The sequence below is a fragment of the Dactylosporangium sp. NPDC051484 genome (assembly GCF_040689395.1).
In the GTDB taxonomy this organism is placed as follows: Bacteria; Actinomycetota; Actinomycetes; order Mycobacteriales; family Micromonosporaceae; genus Dactylosporangium.
In genome coordinates this window covers 116,923-134,322 of sequence record NZ_JBFAZX010000005.1, presented here as the reverse complement: position 1 = coordinate 134,322, position 17,400 = coordinate 116,923, and the positions used below count along the sequence as shown (strand labels likewise).

Genomic DNA, 17,400 nt, shown 5'->3' with positions numbered 1-17,400 from the left:
CCGGTCGCCGCCCGGGCGGGGTGCGGTTGGTGAGAGCCGATTTTGTACAGCGTGGTCCCGTGCGTGGGCGGTGTAGCGTGTTGGGGGTGAGCTCGCCGCTGTCGGTCCCTGTCGCCCCGGTGGTTTCTGACGCGCCGGCGGAACCGGTCCCCGGGGTTGTGCCGCCGGTGTATCAGTTCGCCTACCAGCCCCCCAAGGGGCGGTTCGCCCGGTTCATCGATCGGCTGCCCGGCTGGGCCGCGCCCGCTGGGGTCGGGGCGCTCATCTCCGGGGGCGTCGCCTACACGTTGCTGATGAAGCCGACCTCCGCCGGGGCCGCCGACGCGCCGACCTGCCTGGTCAAGCTGTTCACCGGGTTTGACTGCCCGGGATGCGGGGGGACTCGGGCGGCCTGGTATCTGCTGCACGGGGACATCCCGGCGGCGGCGCAGCACCACGCGCCGCTGGTGTTCGCGGCGCCGTTCCTGGCGTATCTGTATGTCGCCTGGACCGTCAACCGGCTCAACCTGCCGTTCAAGCTTCCCATGCTGCGCATCTCCAATGGGGCGCTCATCGGTTTCCTGGTGGCCTGGCTCGCGTTCTCGATCCTGCGCAACCTGCCCTGGGCACCCTTCACGTATTTCTATGTGTAACGGCTGTACGCTCAGCGAATGCTCTCCGTCAAAGCCATCGCCTGGACCCACTTCGAGCCTCCGGGCGATGTCCCGTGGGAGACCGACGCGGAAGGCGGGGAGGCGCTCGCCGAGTTCGCGGGGCGCGCCTGCTACCAGTCGTGGAGCAAGCCCAACCCGGCCACGGCCACCAACGCGGGATATCTGCGGCACATCCTCGAGGTCGGGCACCTCTCCGTGCTCGAGCACGGCACGGTCACGTTCTACCTGACCGGCGTGTCGCGGTCCTTCACCCACGAGCTGATCCGGCACCGGCACTTCTCCTACTCGCAGCTCTCGCAGCGATACGTGCCGGGGCGGGACGCGGCCATGGTCGAGCCGGCCGTGATCGCCGAGGACCCGGCGCTGCACAAGACGTTCGTCGAGGCGAGCGAGGCGGCGCTGCGGGCGTACAACGAGCTGCTCGAGGGGCTCGAGGCCAAGTTCGCCGACGTCGAGAGCGGCACGCTGCGGCGCAAGCAGGCGCGACAGGCGGCCCGGGCGGTGCTGCCCAACGCGGCGGAGACACGGATCGTCGTGACCGGCAACTACCGGGCCTGGCGGCACTTCGTGACGATGCGCGCGACCGAGGCGGCCGACGTGGAGATCCGCGAGGTGGCCGTCGCCTGCCTGCGGGAACTGCAGCGCGTCGCGCCCAGCGTGTTCGGGGATTTCACGATCTCGACGCTCCCGGACGGCACCGAGGTGGCGTCCGCGCAGTACACCTGGGAATCTTGAGAAATGCGCGGCGAAGGCTTCCGCTAGGTTGTGCGTATGACACGCTCCGGTTCCGTCCCCGGCCGGCCGTTCGGCCGGTTGCTCAGCGCGATGGTCACGCCGTTCCGGTCTGACGGTTCGCTCGACGTCGACGGCGCCGCCCGCCTCGCCGCCCATCTGGTCGACGAGGAGGACCACGACGGCCTGGTGGTCAACGGCACCACCGGTGAGTCGGCCACCACGAGCGACGCGGAGAAGGAGCAGGTGCTCCGCGCGGTCGTGGAGGCCGTCGGTGACCGGGCGACCGTGATCGCCGGCGTCGGCACCAACGACACCGCGCACACGGTCGAGCTGGCCCGGGTCGCCGAGAAGGCCGGCGCCGACGGGCTGCTCGTCGTGACGCCGTATTACAACAAGCCCCCGCAGGCCGGCCTCCTGCACCACTTCCGGACCGTCGCCGACTCCTCCGGGCTGCCCGTGATGCTCTACGACATCCCCGGGCGCGCCGGCGTGGCGATCGAGACCGAGACGATGTGCCGGCTCGCCGAGCACGAGCGCATCGTCGCCGTGAAGGACGCGAAGGGCGACCTGGGCGAGAGCGCCTGGGTGATCAAGCGCACCGACCTGGCGTACTACTCCGGCGAGGACAAGCTGACGCTGCCGCTGCTGTCGGTGGGGGCGGTCGGCGTCGTCGGCGTGCCCACGCACGTGTTCGGACCCCAGACCAAGCGGATGATCCTCGCCCACGAGTCGGGCGACGTCGCGCTCGCCCGCGAGCTGCATCTGCGGCTGCTGCCGGCGTACTGCGGGTTCTTCCGCACCCAGGGCGTCATCCTGACCAAGGCCGCCCTCACCCTGTTAGGCCTGCCCGCCGGGCCGGTTCGCCCGCCGCTGGTCTCGGCGAATGCGGCGGAACTGGGCCGGCTGCGGGAGGATTGTGCAGAGGCGGGCCGCACGATCGGATCCGCCGACCAGATGGCGCACCATAACCAACTCGGAGTTGCCCTATGACGGTGGCGCACGTCGAGCTCGATCCGCCGCCCCCTCCGGGGCCCAACACCCTGCGGGTCACTCCGCTGGGCGGGCTAGGCGCGATCGGCCGCAACATGACGCTGCTGGAGTTCGACGGCAAGCTGCTCGTCATCGACTGCGGCGTGCTGTTTCCCGACGTCGAGCAGCCCGGCGTCGATCTCATCCTGCCGGATTTCTCCTCGATTCTCGATCGGCTGGACCAGGTCCAGGCGATCGTGTTGACGCACGGCCACGAGGACCACATCGGCGCCGTGCCGTACCTGCTCGCCCACAAGCCGGACATCCCGCTCGTCGGGTCGAAGTTCACGCTCGCGCTGGTGGAGGCGAAGCTCGCCGAGCGGCGCATCGAGCCGTACTCGCTCACCGTCCGTGAGGGCCAGAGGGAGCGCCTCGGCCCGTTCGAGTGCGAGTTCTTCGCGGTGAACCACTCGATCCCGGACGCGCTCGCGGTCGCCGTGCGCACCGCGGCCGGCACGCTGCTGCACACCGGCGACTTCAAGATGGACCAGCTGCCGCTCGACGGGCGCATCACCGACCTGGCCGGGTTCGCGCGGCTCGGTGGCGAGGGCGTCGACCTGCTGCTGTCCGACTCGACCAACGCCGAGATCCCCGGGTTCGTCACCCCGGAGCGGGAGATCGGCCCGGTGCTGGAGGGCATCTTCGGCCGGGCCACCGGGCGGATCATCGTCGCGTCGTTCGCCTCCCATGTGCACCGCGTGCAACAGGTCTTCGACGCCGCGCACGCGCACGGGCGCAAGGTGGCGCTCATCGGCCGCTCCATGGTGCGCAACATGGGCATCGCCCGCGACCTGGGCCTGCTGCGCATCCCGCACGGCCTGGTCGTCGCGATCGACGAGGCGATGAGCCTTCCGCCGGAGCGGATCGTGCTCATGTCGACCGGCTCGCAGGGTGAACCGATGAGCGCGCTGGGCCGCATGGCCAACGGCGACCACCGGCACATCGTCATCGGCGAGGGCGACACCGTCGTGCTCGCCTCGTCGCTGGTCCCCGGCAACGAGACCGCGGTGTACCGGGTGATCAACCAGCTGTCCCGGGCCGGCGCGGTCGTCGTGCACAAGGACGTGGCGAAGGTTCACGTGTCCGGCCACGCACCCGCCGGTGAGCTGCTGTACCTGCTCAACGTCGTCAAGCCGGGCAACTTCATGCCGGTGCACGGGGAGTGGCGGCACCTGCGCGCCCACGCCCAGCTGGCCCGGGAGGCCGGCGTGCCGGACGAGCGCGTGGTGCTGTGCGAGGACGGCGACGTCGTCGATCTCGTCGGCGGCGAGGCCCGGCTGGTCGGGCACATCCGATCGCGATACGTCTACGTCGACGGCTTGGCCATCGGCGACGTCGGCGAGTCGCTGCTGACCGAGCGGCGCATCCTCGGCGACGGCGGGTTCATCGCCGCGACCGTGGTCATCGACTCGGTCACCGGCAAGGTCGTCGCCGGCCCGACCGTGTCGGCGAAGGGCTTCTCCGACGACCCGGCGATCTTCAACGCGGTGCTGCCGCTGGTCACCGAGGCGCTCAACAAGGCCGCCACGGAGGGGATCACCGACCCGCACCAGCTACAGCAGATCGTGCGGCGCACCGTGGGGCGCTGGGTCAACGAGGCCTACCGGCGCCGTCCGATGATCGTGCCGACGGTGGTGGAGGTCTGAGGTGTACGCGGCACTGGCGACGACGGTGCTGGTGCTGCACTTCTGCTTCCTCGCGTACGTCGTGCTCGGCGGGTTCCTCGTCTGGCGGTGGCCGAAGGCCTTCTGGCCGCACCTGGCCGCCGCCGCGTGGGGGCTCGCCGTGGTCACGCTTCCCCTGAACTGTCCGCTCACCGCCGCCGAGCACTGGGCTCGGCGGCGGGCCGGGCAGAGCGTCAGCGATCGTGGCTTCATCGACACGTACATCCAGAACGTCCTCTACCCCGCGCGCTACACCCACTTGCTGCAGGTCCTGGTGGGTGTGATCGTCATCGGCTCCTACGCGGTGGCGTTCGTGAGGCACCGGCACCGGCGTGCCGGGCGAAAAATGTCAGAGCCCCCCGCTACGGTGTGACCATGGCGGGCCGCACCTCCCAGGCCGGCCGCGGCGGAGGCACGTCCAACGCGCGCGGCGGTTCGAACACGCGTGCTACCCCGCAGAAGCGGGCCACGCCGCGCGCCAAGGCCGCCTCGGCCACCCCGGCGAAAGCGACGCCCGCTGCGCGGGGCCGGAGTGCGACCGGGGGCCGGGCCGCAGCCGGGAGTCGCGCCGCTGCCGGGAGCCGCGCCGCGACGCCGGTGCGCCGCCGCCGCGGGGCGGTGGTCGCCACGCCGCTCGGCCTGTTCGGCCGCGGCATGATCGCCGTCTGGATGGGGCTCGCGCACAGCGTCGGCTGGGGCGCGCGGGCCGTCGGCCGGCAGGCCGCCACGACCCGCGACCTCGACCCGGAGCACCGCCGCGACGGCGCCGGCCTCGCCATGATCGGCCTCGCGGTGCTGCTCACCGCCGCGTTGTGGTTCCAGGCGGCCGGGCCGGTCGGGCGCTGGCTGGCCGACATCTGCCACACGTTCATCGGCGCCGCGTCCGCGGTGCTGCCCGTGCTGCTCCTCGGCGCCGGCATCCGGATCATGCGGGCCCGGCCGGACACGGAGGACCGCCGCGGCCGCGGCATCGTCGGCTGGGGCGCGCTGTTCATCGGCGGCACCGGCATCATGCACCTGGCCGCGGACAGCCCGACTCTCCCGGACCGGATGGACAAGGCCGGCGGCCTGCTCGGCAGAGGTATCGGCGGGCTGCTGGGGATGGCGGTCACGGCCTGGGTGGCGGTGCCGCTGCTGCTGCTCCTGTCCGCCTTCGGTCTTCTCGTCGTCACCTCCACCCCGATCAGCCGCATCCCGCACCGCTGGCGACAGCTGTGCGACCTCGCCCTCGGCCGGGTCGAAGACCCCGCCCTCGCCGACGAGGAGGAGCTCGACGAGCTCTACGACGAGCCGGAGGCCCAGCCCACGCGGCGCGCGTCGGCCCGGCGCCGGCAGGGCTCCCGCGCCGACGAGCCCGAGCCGCTGCCGCACCCGCTGGGCCTATCACCGGACGCTGATGCCGGCGAGTTCGACGCCGCCGCACCCGACCTCGACCCGGACATCGTCCACGACACCGTGGTCCTGCCGCGGATACCGCCCGCCGGGCGCAAGCGGAAGAAGGAGCCAGCTCCGGTCGCGGAGAAGGAGCCGCCGGAGCACTCGCCGCTGCCCACCCGGGCCGAGCAGCTCGCGCTCACCGACCCCGACTACAAGCTGCCCCCGCCCACTCTGCTCGGCACCGGCGACGCCCCGCGCGGGCGCACCCGCGCCAACGACGAGGTGATGGGCGCGCTGCAAGGCGTGTTCGAGCAGTTCGGCGTCGACGCGGTGGTCACCGGCTTCACCCGCGGGCCGACGGTCACCCGCTACGAGGTGGAGATCGGTCACGGCGTCAAGGTCGAGCGGATCACCGCGCTGTCCAAGAACATCGCCTACGCGGTGAAGTCGGCCGACGTGCGAATCCAGAGCCCGATCCCGGGCAAGAGCGCGGTCGGCGTGGAGATCCCCAACTCCGACCGGGAAAACGTGGCGCTCGGCGACGTGCTGCGCTCGCGCGCGGCCACCGGCGACCACCACCCGCTGCTCGTCGCGCTCGGCAAGGACATCGAGGGCGGCTACGTGGTGGCCAACCTCGCGAGGATGCCGCACATCCTGATCGCGGGCGCCACCGGTGCGGGCAAGTCGTCCTGCCTCAACAGCCTGCTGGTGTCGCTGCTGACCCGGACCACGCCGGACGAGGTGCGGCTGCTGCTGGTCGACCCCAAGCGGGTCGAGCTCACCAGCTACGAGGGCATCCCGCACCTGGTCACGCCGATCGTGACCAACCCCAAGAAGGCGGCCGACGCCCTCGACTGGGTCGTCAGCGAGATGGATATGCGCTACGACGACCTCGCCGCGGCCGGCGTGCGGCACATCGACGACTACAACCGCAAGGTCCGGGCCGGGGAGATCACCGCGCCGCCGGGCAGCGAGCGGGTGATCCGGCCGTATCCGTATCTGCTGGTCGTCGTCGACGAGCTCGCCGACCTGATGATGGTCGCGCCGCGCGACGTCGAGGACTCGGTGGTCCGCATCACCCAGCTGGCCCGGGCCGCCGGCATCCACCTGGTGCTGGCCACCCAGCGGCCCAGCGTCGACGTCGTCACCGGCCTGATCAAGGCCAACGTGCCGTCCCGGCTCGCCTTCGCCACCTCCAGCCTCGCCGACTCGCGGGTCATCCTCGACCAGCCCGGCGCGGAGAAGCTGATCGGCCGCGGCGACGGGCTGTTCCTGCCGATGGGCGCCTCCAAGCCGGTCCGCATCCAGGGCGCCTGGGTCAGCGAGACCGAGATCAACGACGTCGTCCAGTTCTGCAAGGACCAGCGCGAGCCCGAGTTCCGCCCGGAGGTGACGGCCAAGCGTGACGAGGGCAAGAAGAAGGTCGACGAGGAGATCGGCGACGACCTCGAGTTGCTGCTGCAGGCCATCGAGTTGGTCGTGACCAGCCAGTTCGGCTCCACCAGCATGCTGCAGCGCAAGCTGCGGGTCGGCTTCGCCAAGGCCGGGCGGCTCATGGACCTCATGGAGACCCGCGGCATCGTCGGCCCGTCCGAGGGCTCCAAGGCCCGTGACGTGCTGATCAAGCCCGACGCGCTGCCCGAAGTGCTCGGCGCGCTGAAGTCCGCCGAAGACGACTGACCTACGCCACGCTGCTGCAATGGTTGGACGTGTGCCGGACCTTCCCGATGAGCAGGAGATCGATGCGCTCGCGGCCCTGGCGGACACACGGCGCCGGGCGGTGTATGAGCACGTGGCGGCTGCCGGCGATGCGTTGAGCCGCGACCAGGTGGCCGAGGCGCTCGGCATCGGGCGCAACCTCGCCGCGCACCACCTCGACCGCCTCGCCGAGGCCGGGCTGCTGGACGTGTCGTTCGCGCGGCTGGGCGGCCGGGACGGGCCAGGCGCCGGGCGGCCCGCGAAGCTTTACCGGCGCTCCGCCGCCGAGCACGCGTTCAGCTTGCCGCCGCGCGGCTACCGGGCGCTGGCCGAGGTCTTCGCCGACGCGGTTGAGGACGCCGGCGTGGAGCCGGCACTGTACGTCGCCGCCCGCCGGCACGGGGCGCGGCTCGCCGGCAGGCCCGCGGAGGAGACGCTGCGGCGGCTCGGGTATGAGCCGTACGCGGACGGGGACGTGTGGCGGTTGCGCAACTGCCCGTTCGACGGGGTGGCTCGGACGCATCCCGGGGCCGTGTGCGGCGCCAACCTTGCGCTGCGGACGCGACCTCGCTGCGCCCGTTCGGCGGCGACGTCATGGTGAACCTGTCGGTGTGGCGGAGCCTGGAGGCGCTTCGCGAGTTCACGTTCCGCAGTGGGCACCTCGACATCCTGCGACGGCGGCGGGAGTGGTTCCGTCCGTTCGGCGACGCTTTCGCGGTCGTCTGGTGGGTGCCGGAGGGGCATGTGCCGACGCTGGGGGAGGCAGAGGAGCGGCTTGACCTGTTGCGTCGCGAGGGACCGACGCCGCGGGCCTTCACATTCCGGGATCCGTTCCCCGCTTCCTGAGGCAGGATCCGCTCCGCAAATTGTCGGTCCCGGTCGGTACCCTCGACAGCATGTCCACCAACACTGACCGCCGCGTAGCCCTGCTCACCCTGGGCTGTGCCCGCAACGAGGTGGACTCCGAGGAGCTCGCCGCCCGCCTGGCCGACGGCGGCTGGTCGGTGACGACGGACGGCACCGATGCCGACGTCGTGCTGGTCAACACCTGTGGCTTCGTGACCAAGGCCAAGCAGGACTCGATCGACACCCTGCTGGCCGCGGCCGACACCGGCGCGAAGGTCGTCGCCACCGGCTGCCTCGCCGAGCGTTACGGCGAACAGCTGGCCGGTGAGCTGCCGGAGGCGCACGCGGTGCTCGGCTTCGATCACTACCCCGACATGGCCGCCCGCCTCGACGCGATCCTCGCCGGCGAGAAGATCCCGTCGCACGCGCCCCGCGACCGGCGCACCCTGCTGCCGATCACCCCGGTCGAGCGGCGCAGCATCGAGGTGGTCACGCCTGGGCACCTGCCCGCCCACCTGCAGGGCGTGCTGCGGCGGCGGTTGGACAACGGCCCGGTCGCGCCCCTGAAGCTCGCCAGCGGCTGCGACCGGCGGTGCACGTTCTGCGCGATCCCGTCCTTCCGCGGCGCCTTCGTCTCCCGCACCCCGGACGAGGTGCTCGCCGAGGCCGAGTGGCTCGGCGCCAACGGTGTGCGCGAGCTCGTCCTCGTCAGCGAGAACTCGACCTCCTACGGCAAGGACCTCGGCGACCCCCGCCTGCTGGAGAAGCTCCTGCCCCAGCTGGCCGCCACGCCCGGCATCGTGCGCGTGCGGGTCTCCTATCTGCAGCCCGCCGAGACGCGCCCCGGCCTCGTCGAGGCGATCGCCACCACGCCAGGCGTCGCGCCGTATTTCGATCTGTCCTTCCAACACTCCAGCGAGCCCGTGCTGCGCCGGATGCGCCGCTTCGGCTCCACCGAGCGCTTCCTGGAGCTGCTCGCCTCGGTTCGCAAGCTCGACCCCGAGGCGGGCGCGCGCAGCAACGTCATCGTGGGCTTCCCCGGCGAGACCCGCGAGGACGTCGACGAGCTCGCGAAGTTCCTGACCGAGGCCCGCCTCGACGCGATCGGCGTCTTCGACTACAGCGACGAGGACGGCACCGAGGCCGCGAGCCTGCCGGGCAAGGTCGCCGCCGGCACGATCAAGAAGCGGTATGACTGGATGAGCGCCCTCGCCGAGGAGCTCTGCGCGCAGCGGGCCGGCGACCGGGTCGGCTCGATGGTCGATGTGCTGGTCGACACCGTCGAGCACCACGCCGACGGCGTCGACATCGAGGGCCGCGGCGCCCACCAGGCCCCCGAGGTCGACGGCTCCACCACCCTCGTTCCCGGCGGCGCGATCGACCCAGCCACCCTGCGCCCGGGTGACCTCGTGCGTGCCAAGGTAACCGACAGCGTCGGCGTCGACCTGGTCGCGACACCGATCGAGATGCTCAGCCCGGCGTCGACATGAGCGCGGTGAAGCCCGTTCCCCTCCTCAACGCGGCCAACATCCTCACGGTCGCGCGCATGGTGCTCGTGCCGGTCTTCGTGGTGTGCGTGGTCGCCAGCCGGATGACCCACGACGCCTGGCAGTTGGCAGCCGGCTTGACCTTCATCGTTGCCTCCGCCACCGACTACGTCGACGGCTGGATCGCCCGCGCGCACAACCTGGTCACGTCGTTCGGCAAGGTCGCCGACCCGATCGCGGACAAAGCTCTCACGGGCGCCGCCCTCGTGCTGCTGTCGTTCTACGACCGCCTGCCCTGGTGGGTGACCGTCCTCATCCTGGTCCGGGAGTGGGGGGTGACCGCGCTGCGCTTCTGGGTGATCCGCCACGGCGTCATTCCGGCCAGCCGCGGCGGCAAGATCAAGACCTCCCTGCAGATCCTTGCGATCGGCTGGTATCTCACGCCTCTGCCTCCCGGCCTTGCGGCCGTCGGCCCCTGGATCATGTCTGCCGCCGTCATTGTGACGGTCGTCACCGGCCTCGACTACGTCGCCCGCGCGGTGCGCCTCCGCCGCGCGCCGCTGACGTCGGCCGGCGCCTCGCCTCCGATGTCTCCCGGAGTCTCGCCTTCGGTGCCTCTCAGCGTCTCGCCTGAGGTGTCTCCCGGCGTCTCGCGTCCGGTGTCCCCTGAGGACCCGGCCGTGGTCCCGCAGGCCGATGAGCCGGTCGCGTGAGCGCCCGGCCTTGATGCGGTCGCCCGGCCGTGCGGGTGGGTGAAGGCAACCGGGGCGGCGTGGACGCGTGCGTGTGAGCCGCGGTGCAGGGTTCGTTTGGGGCGCTGGAGGTGCGGGTGAGGGCGTGAAGGTCCCGCGGGTGCGCGCATGTGGGGCGCGTGCGGTGCGGGCAGAGTGGGCGTGAGGGGAAAGGCGTGGCGGGGTGCTGTGTGCGTCGCGGGCTGGATGGGCGTGTGTGGGGCGCGGTGTGGCGGGGCCGCTGCGCGTGGCGAAGGAGGGATTCAGTGGGTGACGAAAGGGCGGGCGCGATCCTCGATGCCCTGCAGCGGCGGGGGGAGACGCTGGCCGTCGCCGAGTCGTTGACCGGCGGACTGCTCGCGGCGTCCTTCGTGGAGGTGCCGGGGGCGAGCCGGGTGTTCCGGGGCGGGATCGTGGCGTACGCAACAGAGTTGAAGGCGAAGCTCCTCGGCGTGCCCCCTCCGCTGCTCGCCTCGCACGGGCCCGTTGATGCGGCTGTCGCCGCCGCGCTCGCCGCGGGGGCCCGCGAGCGGTGCGGCGCCGACTGGGCCGCGGCCACGACCGGGGTCGCCGGACCGGACCCGCAGGCAGGTCAGCCGGTCGGGCGGGTGTACGTCGCGGTCGTCGGGCCGGCGCCGGCCCACGGCGAACCCGAACGCGTCGAGGTGCGCGAACTCACACTTGCGGGGGATCGCGCGGACATCCGGGCCGGGACCGTGGCGGCCGCCGTCGGGCTGCTCGCGGAGACCCTCGATATCTCATGACGGCGGGGCAGGGTGTCGATCCGCGCCACACCAGGTACCGTGACGAGTACCAGTTTTCGCGGTCTTGCCAGCTGCGTCAGAGGGGGTGCCGCCGTGCTGCTTCGTCGGGTGATCGGTGACGCGCTGCGAGCGCGACGGCAGGCCCAGCATCGGACGCTCCGTGAGGTCTCCACCGCGGCCAACGTGAGCCTCGGATACCTGTCGGAGATCGAGCGCGGCCAGAAGGAGGCGTCCAGCGAGCTGCTGGCCGCGATCTGCGAAGCCCTCGGGGCCGCGCTGTCCGAGGTGTTGCGTGACGTGAGCGACTCGCTCGCCCTCTCCGAGGTTCTGCCACCGGTGCTCGTGCCGGTCGGCGGGCCCGACGGGGCGCAGGGCGACGCCCCCAACGGCGCGAAGGCGTCCCCCGCCGGGGTGCCGGCGCCCGCGACGTCGGGCGAGCCCGTGCCGGCGGCGGCGAGCGGACCGGCGGAGGCGCCGCAGGCCCGCCTGGTGCGAGGCGCTTCGAAGTCGAAGGTCTCCGCCGACGCGAAGCTGTCGGTGGCGGTCCACCACGACGGTCCGCTCCGGACCACCCTGCGCGCCACCCGCGGCCCGGTCGACCGCGAGCGCGACGTCGTCTACGCCGCCTGACCTCCCGCGCCGACCTGCCGCGAGTTAGTCGATCGCAAGGCAGCCGACCGCAAGATAGCCGGCAGGGTTGGACCAAGCCCTGTACCGGGAGAAGGCCGTCGGGCTGGCCGTAAAGGCCGTAGAGGGCCGCAAAACGTCGTAAAGCCGGCCGTGTAAAGCCGGCCGGAGAGCCGAACGCACGGAGCCCCGGTCGAGCCCAGTGAGACGCGGCGGCCAGACGTGCCTTGATCACGGTTCGACGCGACCTGCGACACTGGTGGCGCGCCCCGTCGGGGGCGCCAGTGAACGCGGCAGTGCGGAGGCGAGCGACCCGTGAGCTACCCGGCCCCCAACCGGCGGCGCAATCCCCTTCCGATCATCATCGCGGCGGTCATCGGCGTGTTCGCGATCTGCGGGGTGTACCTCGTCCTGGCCAACCGTGGCGACGACAACGGCGGCGGCAAGAAGGCCGACACGCCGCGCCGCGAGGGGTGCATCGCGCTGAACGTCGCGGCGTCGAGCGAGAAGGCCGCGCTGATGACGGAACTCGCCAAGAGCTACATCCAGTCGGACCGGCGCTTCGACGGCAAGTGCGCCGACCCGATCGTGCAGAGCAAGGCCTCCGGCGCGGCGCTCGACGCGCTGGCCACCGGGTGGGACGTCGGGCGCGAAGGGCCGCAGCCGGCCGTGTGGACGCCCGCGTCCGCGTCCTGGGTGGCGCTGCTCAAGCAGCGGCTGGCCAGCGGCGACAAGGGCGCGCTGGTCCCCGACGGCAAGCTGCCGATGATCGCGCAGTCGCCGCTGGTGCTCGCGATGCCCAAGCCGATGGCCGAGGCGCTGGGCTGGCCCGACAAGCCGATCGGCTGGGGCGACGTGCTCGGGCTGACGACCGACCCGAACGGATGGGGCTCGAAGGGTCACCCGGATTGGGGGAAGTTCAGGCTCGGCAAGACCAACCCGCACTTCTCCACGTCGGGGCTCAACGCGACGGTCGGCGCGTACTTCGCCGCCACCGGGCGCTCGACCGACCTGACGGACAAGGATCTCGCCGACCCCAAGGTGCTGCAGTACGTCAAGTCCGTCGAGTCGGGCATCGTGCACTACGGCGACATCTCGCTGACGTTCCTGTCCAACCTGGCCGCCGCCGACCAGGCCGGACGCGGGCTCAACTACATCAGCGCGGTCGCGATCGAAGAGAAGTCGGTGTACGACTACAACAGCGGCAACCCGACCGGCGACCCGGCGCTTGCGGGCAAGGGTCCCAAGCCGCGTGTACCGCTGGTCGCGGTGTACCCCAAGGAGGGCACCCTGCTGAGCGACCACCCGTATGTGGTGCTCAGCAACGCCAGCGACGAGCAGAAGGCGGCCGCCGCCGACTTCCTCGCCTACGTGCGCGACGCGCCGCAGCAGAAGCGCTTCACCGACCTGGCTTTCCGCACGTACGACGGCAAGCCGGGCGCCGGGCTGACCCGGGAGAACGGGCTCTTGGCGGACGCGAAGTACACGGTGATCGACCCGCCGTCGCCGCAGGTGCTGGAGAAGGCCCTGACGACGTGGGACGAGCAGCGCAAGCGGGCCAAGGTGCTGCTGGTGCTGGACGTGTCCGGGTCGATGAACACCGACGCCGGCAACGGGCAGTCGCGCATCGCGCTGGCGAAGAAGGCCGCGCTGCAGTCGCTGACGCTGTTCGCGTCGGACGACGAGGTCGGGCTGTGGACGTTCTCGACCGAGATCGCGGGGGCCAGCACGCCGTACACCGAACAGGTCCCGGTCGGGCCGCTGAGCAGCAACCGGGCGCGGCTGGAGCAGATGATCAACTCGCTGCACGCGGAGGGCGGCACGGCGCTGTACGCCACCACGCGGGCCGCGCAGCGCAAGATGGCCGATCTCGCGGACCCGAACCGGATCAACGCGGTCGTGGTGCTCACCGACGGCAAGAACGAGTACCCGAAGGACAGCGACCTCGACGGCCTCGTGCGTGACATCGACACGTCGGAAAAGGAGATCGCGGTGCGCGTGTTCACCATCGCGTACGGCGGGCAGGCCGACCTCGGGGTACTGCAGCGGATCTCCTCGGCGTCGCGGGCCGCGGCCTACGACGCGAGCGACCCGACGACCATCGACAAGGTTCTCGTCAACGTCCTGAGCAACTTCTGATACCGCGGCGGAGAAGGCACACTTACGGGCGTGGGCGTCAAGGAGCAGCTGACAGAGCCGTGGGGCCTCGTCGCGGCCGGGATCCTGGGGGGTCTGGGCGGGGCGGTCGCGGCCGCCCTCGCCCCGGCGGGCCTGGCGGTCGGCGTGCCGGTCGGGCTGGCGGTCGCCGGGACGGTGTATGGCATCCGGGTCGGCCTCGGCGCCCTCGCCGATCGCGGCTCCTCGCCCCGGGCGGTGACCGCGGCGCCCCCGCCGAGCCTGCCCGCCCCGCCCCGGGGCAGTGACGCGGAACGCTGGCTGCGCCGGGCCGAGACGGCGGTACGCACGCTGCGCCGGCAGTCCGAGAGCACCGGCGACCCGGTGCTGCGCGGCCAGATCTCCGAGGTCGACGACCAGGCCGCCGGCGCGCTGGCCGATCTGGCCCGCTTCGCCGGGCAGGTGACACTCATCGAGCAGACCGCGTCGGGCATCAACACGCAGCGGCTGCGCCAGGACTACAACCAGATCCGGCGCGGCCTGTCCGATCTGCCGGCCGGGCCGCTGCGCGACGAGCGCGAGCGGGCCCTGCGCGCGGTGGCCGACCAGCTCGACGTCGGCAAGCGGCTCCAGGAGGCCCGAGGATTGCTGCTGGCTCGCATGCAGTCCGCCGTACTGGGCATGGAAGGATTGGTGGCGCGGATGGCGGAACTGGTCGCCCTGCACGCGACCACGGTCGGCGGCACGCCGTTCACGGCGTCGAAGGTGGCGGAGCTCACCAACGATCTTGAGGGACTGCGTGCCGGCCTGGCAGAGGCCGAGCGGCTGTCGCGGTCCGCGCTGTCGGGCGGGGATCCGGGTATGCAGCCCTGACTTCTCCCTGAGTTGTGTCCCTAATTACCCCGGTTTAGCGCTAATTTCCCGGCCGTTGCGTTCGAGGTGGGCGTGACGCTATAGCGCGAGCCTGACACCATGGAAGCCTGGCACGTCCGAGTGCTGGCCGAGAGAGGACCGCGAGATGGCGAATCCGTTCGCTAAGGGCTGGAAGTACCTCATGGCGCTGTTTGGTGCCAAGATCGACGAGTATGCCGATCCGAAGGTGCAGATCCAGCAGGCGATCGAGGACGCGCAGCGTCAGCACCAGGCGCTGGTGCAGCAGGCCGCGGCCGTGATCGGCAACCAGCGCCAGCTTGAGATGCGGCTGTCCAGGCAGATGTCCGAGGTCGAGAAGTTGCAGGGGTCGGCCCGGCAGGCACTCGTGCTCGCCGACAAGGCCCACGCCGAGGGCGACGTGGCGAAGGCCACGCAGTATGAGCAGACCGCGCAGGTGTTCGCCACCCAGCTGGTCGCCGCCGAGCAGGGCATGGAGGACCTCAAGACCCTCCACGACCAGTCGCTCAACGCGGCCGCCCAGGCGCGCAAGGCGGTCGAGAACAACGCCATGATGCTCCAGCAGAAGCTCGCCGAGCGCACCAAGCTGCTCAGCCAGCTGGAGCAGGCGAAGATGCAGGAGACCGTCGCCAAGTCGCTGGAGTCGATGAGCGGCCTCGCCGCCCCGGGCAACACCCCGTCGCTGGACGAGGTCCGGGAGAAGATCGAGCGGCGGTATGCCAACGCCATGGGCCGCGCCGAGCTCGCCTCCAACTCCGTCGAGGGGCGGATGCTCGAGGTGCAGCGCTCGACCCTCGACATGGCCGGCAGCTCCCGCCTCGACCAGATCCGCGCGAGCATGGCCGGCGAGAAGCTCGCCGCCGCGCCCGAGACGCCCGCCGTGGCCTCGACCGGGCCCAAGGACGCCAGCGTGGCGCGCCTGGACGAGATCCGGGCGAGCTTGAAGGACAAGCAGGCGGGGGACTCGGCCAGCGCCGGCTGAACCGAGACGAGGTACAACCCGGGGGGCGGTCATGGCCAGCGATCGGACCAAGCACCTGAAGCGACTGCGGAAGCTGCACCGCTCCGCACGGGGCTGGTCGGTGCGGGCCGGGCTGCTCACCGGCGCCACCGCCGTGCTCGTGCCGTACAGCGGCCTCGGCCTGGCCGACGCGTTCTGGGCGGCCGCGGCCGGCGGCTCCATCGCCGTCGCCGTCTGGCGGTGGATCGACTACCGGGCCTTCCGAGCTTTGCCGGTACCACCGGAGCCAGACCCCGCCCTGGCTGGCGCGGTGGCCCGCGACAAGCTCGTCGGCCTGGTGCAGCGGCTGCCCGCGGGACGCACCGCGGTCGCTGAGTACGACCGGCAGCGCGAGGCGTTCAAGCTGCGCGGCCTGACCGTCGCCGAGCCGTGGCGGCGCCTGGACCGGGCCTCCGGGATGCTCAGCGGCCTGGTCGGCCGGCTCGGCCCGGCCGCGGAGACCGCGGTCCTCGACGCCGCCGTCGCCGAGCGCCAGCTGCGCGACCTCGCCCAGCGCTGCGCGTCCGTCGAGCGTGCGATGCGCATCGGTCCGGCCGGTGAGGGCCTGCGCCCGGCCCATTGGGCGCTCAGCGAGCAGCTGGAGCAGGGCGTGACCGCATATGAGCAGTTCGTGACCGCGGCGGCCGGCTGCGTGGCTGAGGACAGCACCGCGGTGGGCAGCCTCACGGACGCGACCGCGTTCCTGCGCGGCGTCGCCGAGGGCCTGGCCGACCTGCGCAACCCGCAGGCGGCACCGCGGCCGCAGACCGCCTGACCAACCGGCCGCGGCGCGACGCGCTTACTCGTGCGGGAGCAGGTAGCGCCAGCTCGCGCGGACGACGGTGCCGTCAGGCATGCGGTACACGGGCCAGGCGCCCCGCTGGTCGAGGTCCCGGGTCAGCATCCGGACCGCCGCGCGCGCGGTGTCGCCGTCCAGGTCGGCCTTGCGCAGGCCCTCGCGGTCAGGGGCGGGAAGCAGCACGTCAGCCGGCCACGCCGTTGTCGAGGCGGAGGCGCTCGGGTCGGCGGTGACGGGGTCGATGCCCGTCGAGCCGGCCGTGCCGTCCAGCCCCGGCACCGCGACGACCCGCACGCGCGTGGCCAGGTAGGGCTGCGCGGTCGCCGACACCGTCTTGTGCACGGCGGCGAGGCGGTCGCGGGCGGCGTAGAGCACGTCGGCGTACAGGCGATCGGCCTTGAGCTCGTCGAGCCCCTCGGCGGCGAACGTCAGTGTCCCGGAGGGTGACCACACCGACACCTTCGTCACGGGCGCGTCGGCGATCGTCGGGATGATCGTCGGCTTCTTCTGCGCGCCGGTCGAGCGCAGGTCGTCGGCCAGCGCGACGGCGAGGGCGCGCAGCTGGCCGGGGTCGAGGCGGGACCGGTACGCCGCGTCCGCGATCGCGTCGCCGTCGCCGTACACGACCAGGCGGGGCGGGCGCAGGGCCGCGATGCCGGCCGCGCTCAGGCCGCCGGTCAGCTCCCAGGCGGCGACCGGTGCGTCGCCGGGCAGGTCGAACGACGGAGTGGGCGTCGGCGTGACACCGGGCGCGCTCTCGCACGCCGACAGTGTGGCCGTCGTCAGGATGCCGACGAGCAGGCCGCGACGGGTCAGCCGGACGTCCACCGGCTCGCCACCCCGCACGCTGTCGCGGACCCCGTGCTGCGCATCGCCCCTCCCCATGAGACGCGGCCACCCATGCTGATTACGCCCAGCACACTATCGCGTTCCCGCCAGCTGTCCTCGCGTGGTCGAGCGGGATAACACGACCTGAAATTTCTC

The 17,400-nt window shown here is 72.0% G+C and carries 16 protein-coding genes and 1 pseudogene; 16 read left to right on the top strand and 1 reads right to left on the bottom strand.

Annotated features, from left to right (window positions below):
* Positions 1–215 precede the first annotated feature (215 nt).
* The 16 genes and pseudogenes from AB0367_RS11540 to AB0367_RS11465 all read left to right on the top strand — a co-directional run bounded on the left by AB0367_RS11540 (position 216) and on the right by AB0367_RS11465 (position 16,392).
* Positions 216–632 (top strand): DUF2752 domain-containing protein, encoded by a 417-nt coding sequence (locus AB0367_RS11540; RefSeq protein ID WP_366226420.1) that lies wholly within the window; start codon positions 216–218, stop codon positions 630–632.
* Between the two features lie 18 nt (positions 633–650).
* Positions 651–1,388 (top strand): FAD-dependent thymidylate synthase, encoded by a 738-nt coding sequence (gene thyX / locus AB0367_RS11535; RefSeq protein ID WP_366226162.1) that lies wholly within the window; start codon positions 651–653, stop codon positions 1,386–1,388.
* A 36-nt stretch (positions 1,389–1,424) separates the two neighbouring features.
* A complete protein-coding gene (dapA, locus tag AB0367_RS11530) occupies positions 1,425–2,378 on the top strand; it encodes a 4-hydroxy-tetrahydrodipicolinate synthase (protein ID WP_366226161.1) in 954 nt (317 codons plus the stop codon).
* Positions 2,375–4,063, top strand: coding sequence for a ribonuclease J (locus tag AB0367_RS11525; protein ID WP_366226160.1), 1,689 nt, complete (start codon positions 2,375–2,377; stop codon positions 4,061–4,063). The genes dapA and AB0367_RS11525 overlap by 4 nt, the downstream gene beginning before the upstream one ends.
* Before the next feature lies 1 nt (position 4,064).
* Positions 4,065–4,454: a DUF2784 domain-containing protein gene (locus AB0367_RS11520; protein WP_366226159.1), complete on the top strand. Its 390-nt coding sequence runs from the start codon at positions 4,065–4,067 to the stop codon at positions 4,452–4,454.
* Positions 4,455–4,750: 296 nt separating this feature from the next.
* Complete coding sequence (locus tag AB0367_RS11515; RefSeq protein WP_366226419.1) at positions 4,751–7,138, top strand: DNA translocase FtsK 4TM domain-containing protein; 2,388 nt, start codon at positions 4,751–4,753, stop codon at positions 7,136–7,138.
* 19 nt (positions 7,139–7,157) lie between these two features.
* Complete coding sequence (locus tag AB0367_RS11510; RefSeq protein ID WP_366226158.1) at positions 7,158–7,757, top strand: helix-turn-helix domain-containing protein; 600 nt, start codon at positions 7,158–7,160, stop codon at positions 7,755–7,757.
* Positions 7,691–8,002, top strand: coding sequence for a DUF3291 domain-containing protein (locus tag AB0367_RS11505; RefSeq protein WP_366226157.1), 312 nt, complete (start codon positions 7,691–7,693; stop codon positions 8,000–8,002). The genes AB0367_RS11510 and AB0367_RS11505 overlap by 67 nt, the downstream gene beginning before the upstream one ends.
* A 50-nt stretch (positions 8,003–8,052) precedes the next feature.
* Complete coding sequence (gene rimO / locus AB0367_RS11500; RefSeq protein WP_366226156.1) at positions 8,053–9,492, top strand: 30S ribosomal protein S12 methylthiotransferase RimO; 1,440 nt, start codon at positions 8,053–8,055, stop codon at positions 9,490–9,492.
* Positions 9,489–10,043 (top strand): annotated as a pseudogene (pgsA, locus tag AB0367_RS11495) (CDP-diacylglycerol--glycerol-3-phosphate 3-phosphatidyltransferase); the annotation flags it as partial. The gene rimO and the pseudogene pgsA, both read left to right, overlap by 4 nt.
* A 443-nt stretch (positions 10,044–10,486) precedes the next feature.
* Positions 10,487–10,984: a CinA family protein gene (locus tag AB0367_RS11490; RefSeq protein WP_366226155.1), complete on the top strand. Its 498-nt coding sequence runs from the start codon at positions 10,487–10,489 to the stop codon at positions 10,982–10,984.
* A gap of 93 nt (positions 10,985–11,077) precedes the next feature.
* Entirely contained in the window at positions 11,078–11,614 is a 537-nt protein-coding gene (locus tag AB0367_RS11485) for a helix-turn-helix transcriptional regulator (protein ID WP_366226154.1), read from the top strand.
* A 312-nt stretch (positions 11,615–11,926) separates the two neighbouring features.
* Positions 11,927–13,750 (top strand): substrate-binding and VWA domain-containing protein, encoded by a 1,824-nt coding sequence (locus AB0367_RS11480; RefSeq protein WP_366226153.1) that lies wholly within the window; start codon positions 11,927–11,929, stop codon positions 13,748–13,750.
* A gap of 30 nt (positions 13,751–13,780) precedes the next feature.
* On the top strand, positions 13,781–14,599 hold the full coding sequence (locus AB0367_RS11475) for a hypothetical protein (RefSeq protein WP_366226151.1): 819 nt from the start codon (positions 13,781–13,783) through the stop codon (positions 14,597–14,599).
* Positions 14,600–14,744: 145 nt separating this feature from the next.
* On the top strand, positions 14,745–15,599 hold the full coding sequence (locus AB0367_RS11470; protein WP_366226150.1) for a PspA/IM30 family protein: 855 nt from the start codon (positions 14,745–14,747) through the stop codon (positions 15,597–15,599).
* Positions 15,600–15,630: 31 nt separating this feature from the next.
* Positions 15,631–16,392: a hypothetical protein gene (locus tag AB0367_RS11465; RefSeq protein ID WP_366226149.1), complete on the top strand. Its 762-nt coding sequence runs from the start codon at positions 15,631–15,633 to the stop codon at positions 16,390–16,392.
* A 24-nt stretch (positions 16,393–16,416) separates the two neighbouring features.
* Here the strand turns inward: AB0367_RS11465 and AB0367_RS11460 are convergent, their stop codons facing one another.
* Positions 16,417–17,301 carry a hypothetical protein gene (locus tag AB0367_RS11460; protein WP_366226148.1) on the bottom strand — a complete coding sequence of 295 codons (885 nt, stop codon included), beginning with the start codon at positions 17,299–17,301 and terminating at the stop codon, positions 16,417–16,419.
* Positions 17,302–17,400 lie beyond the last annotated feature (99 nt).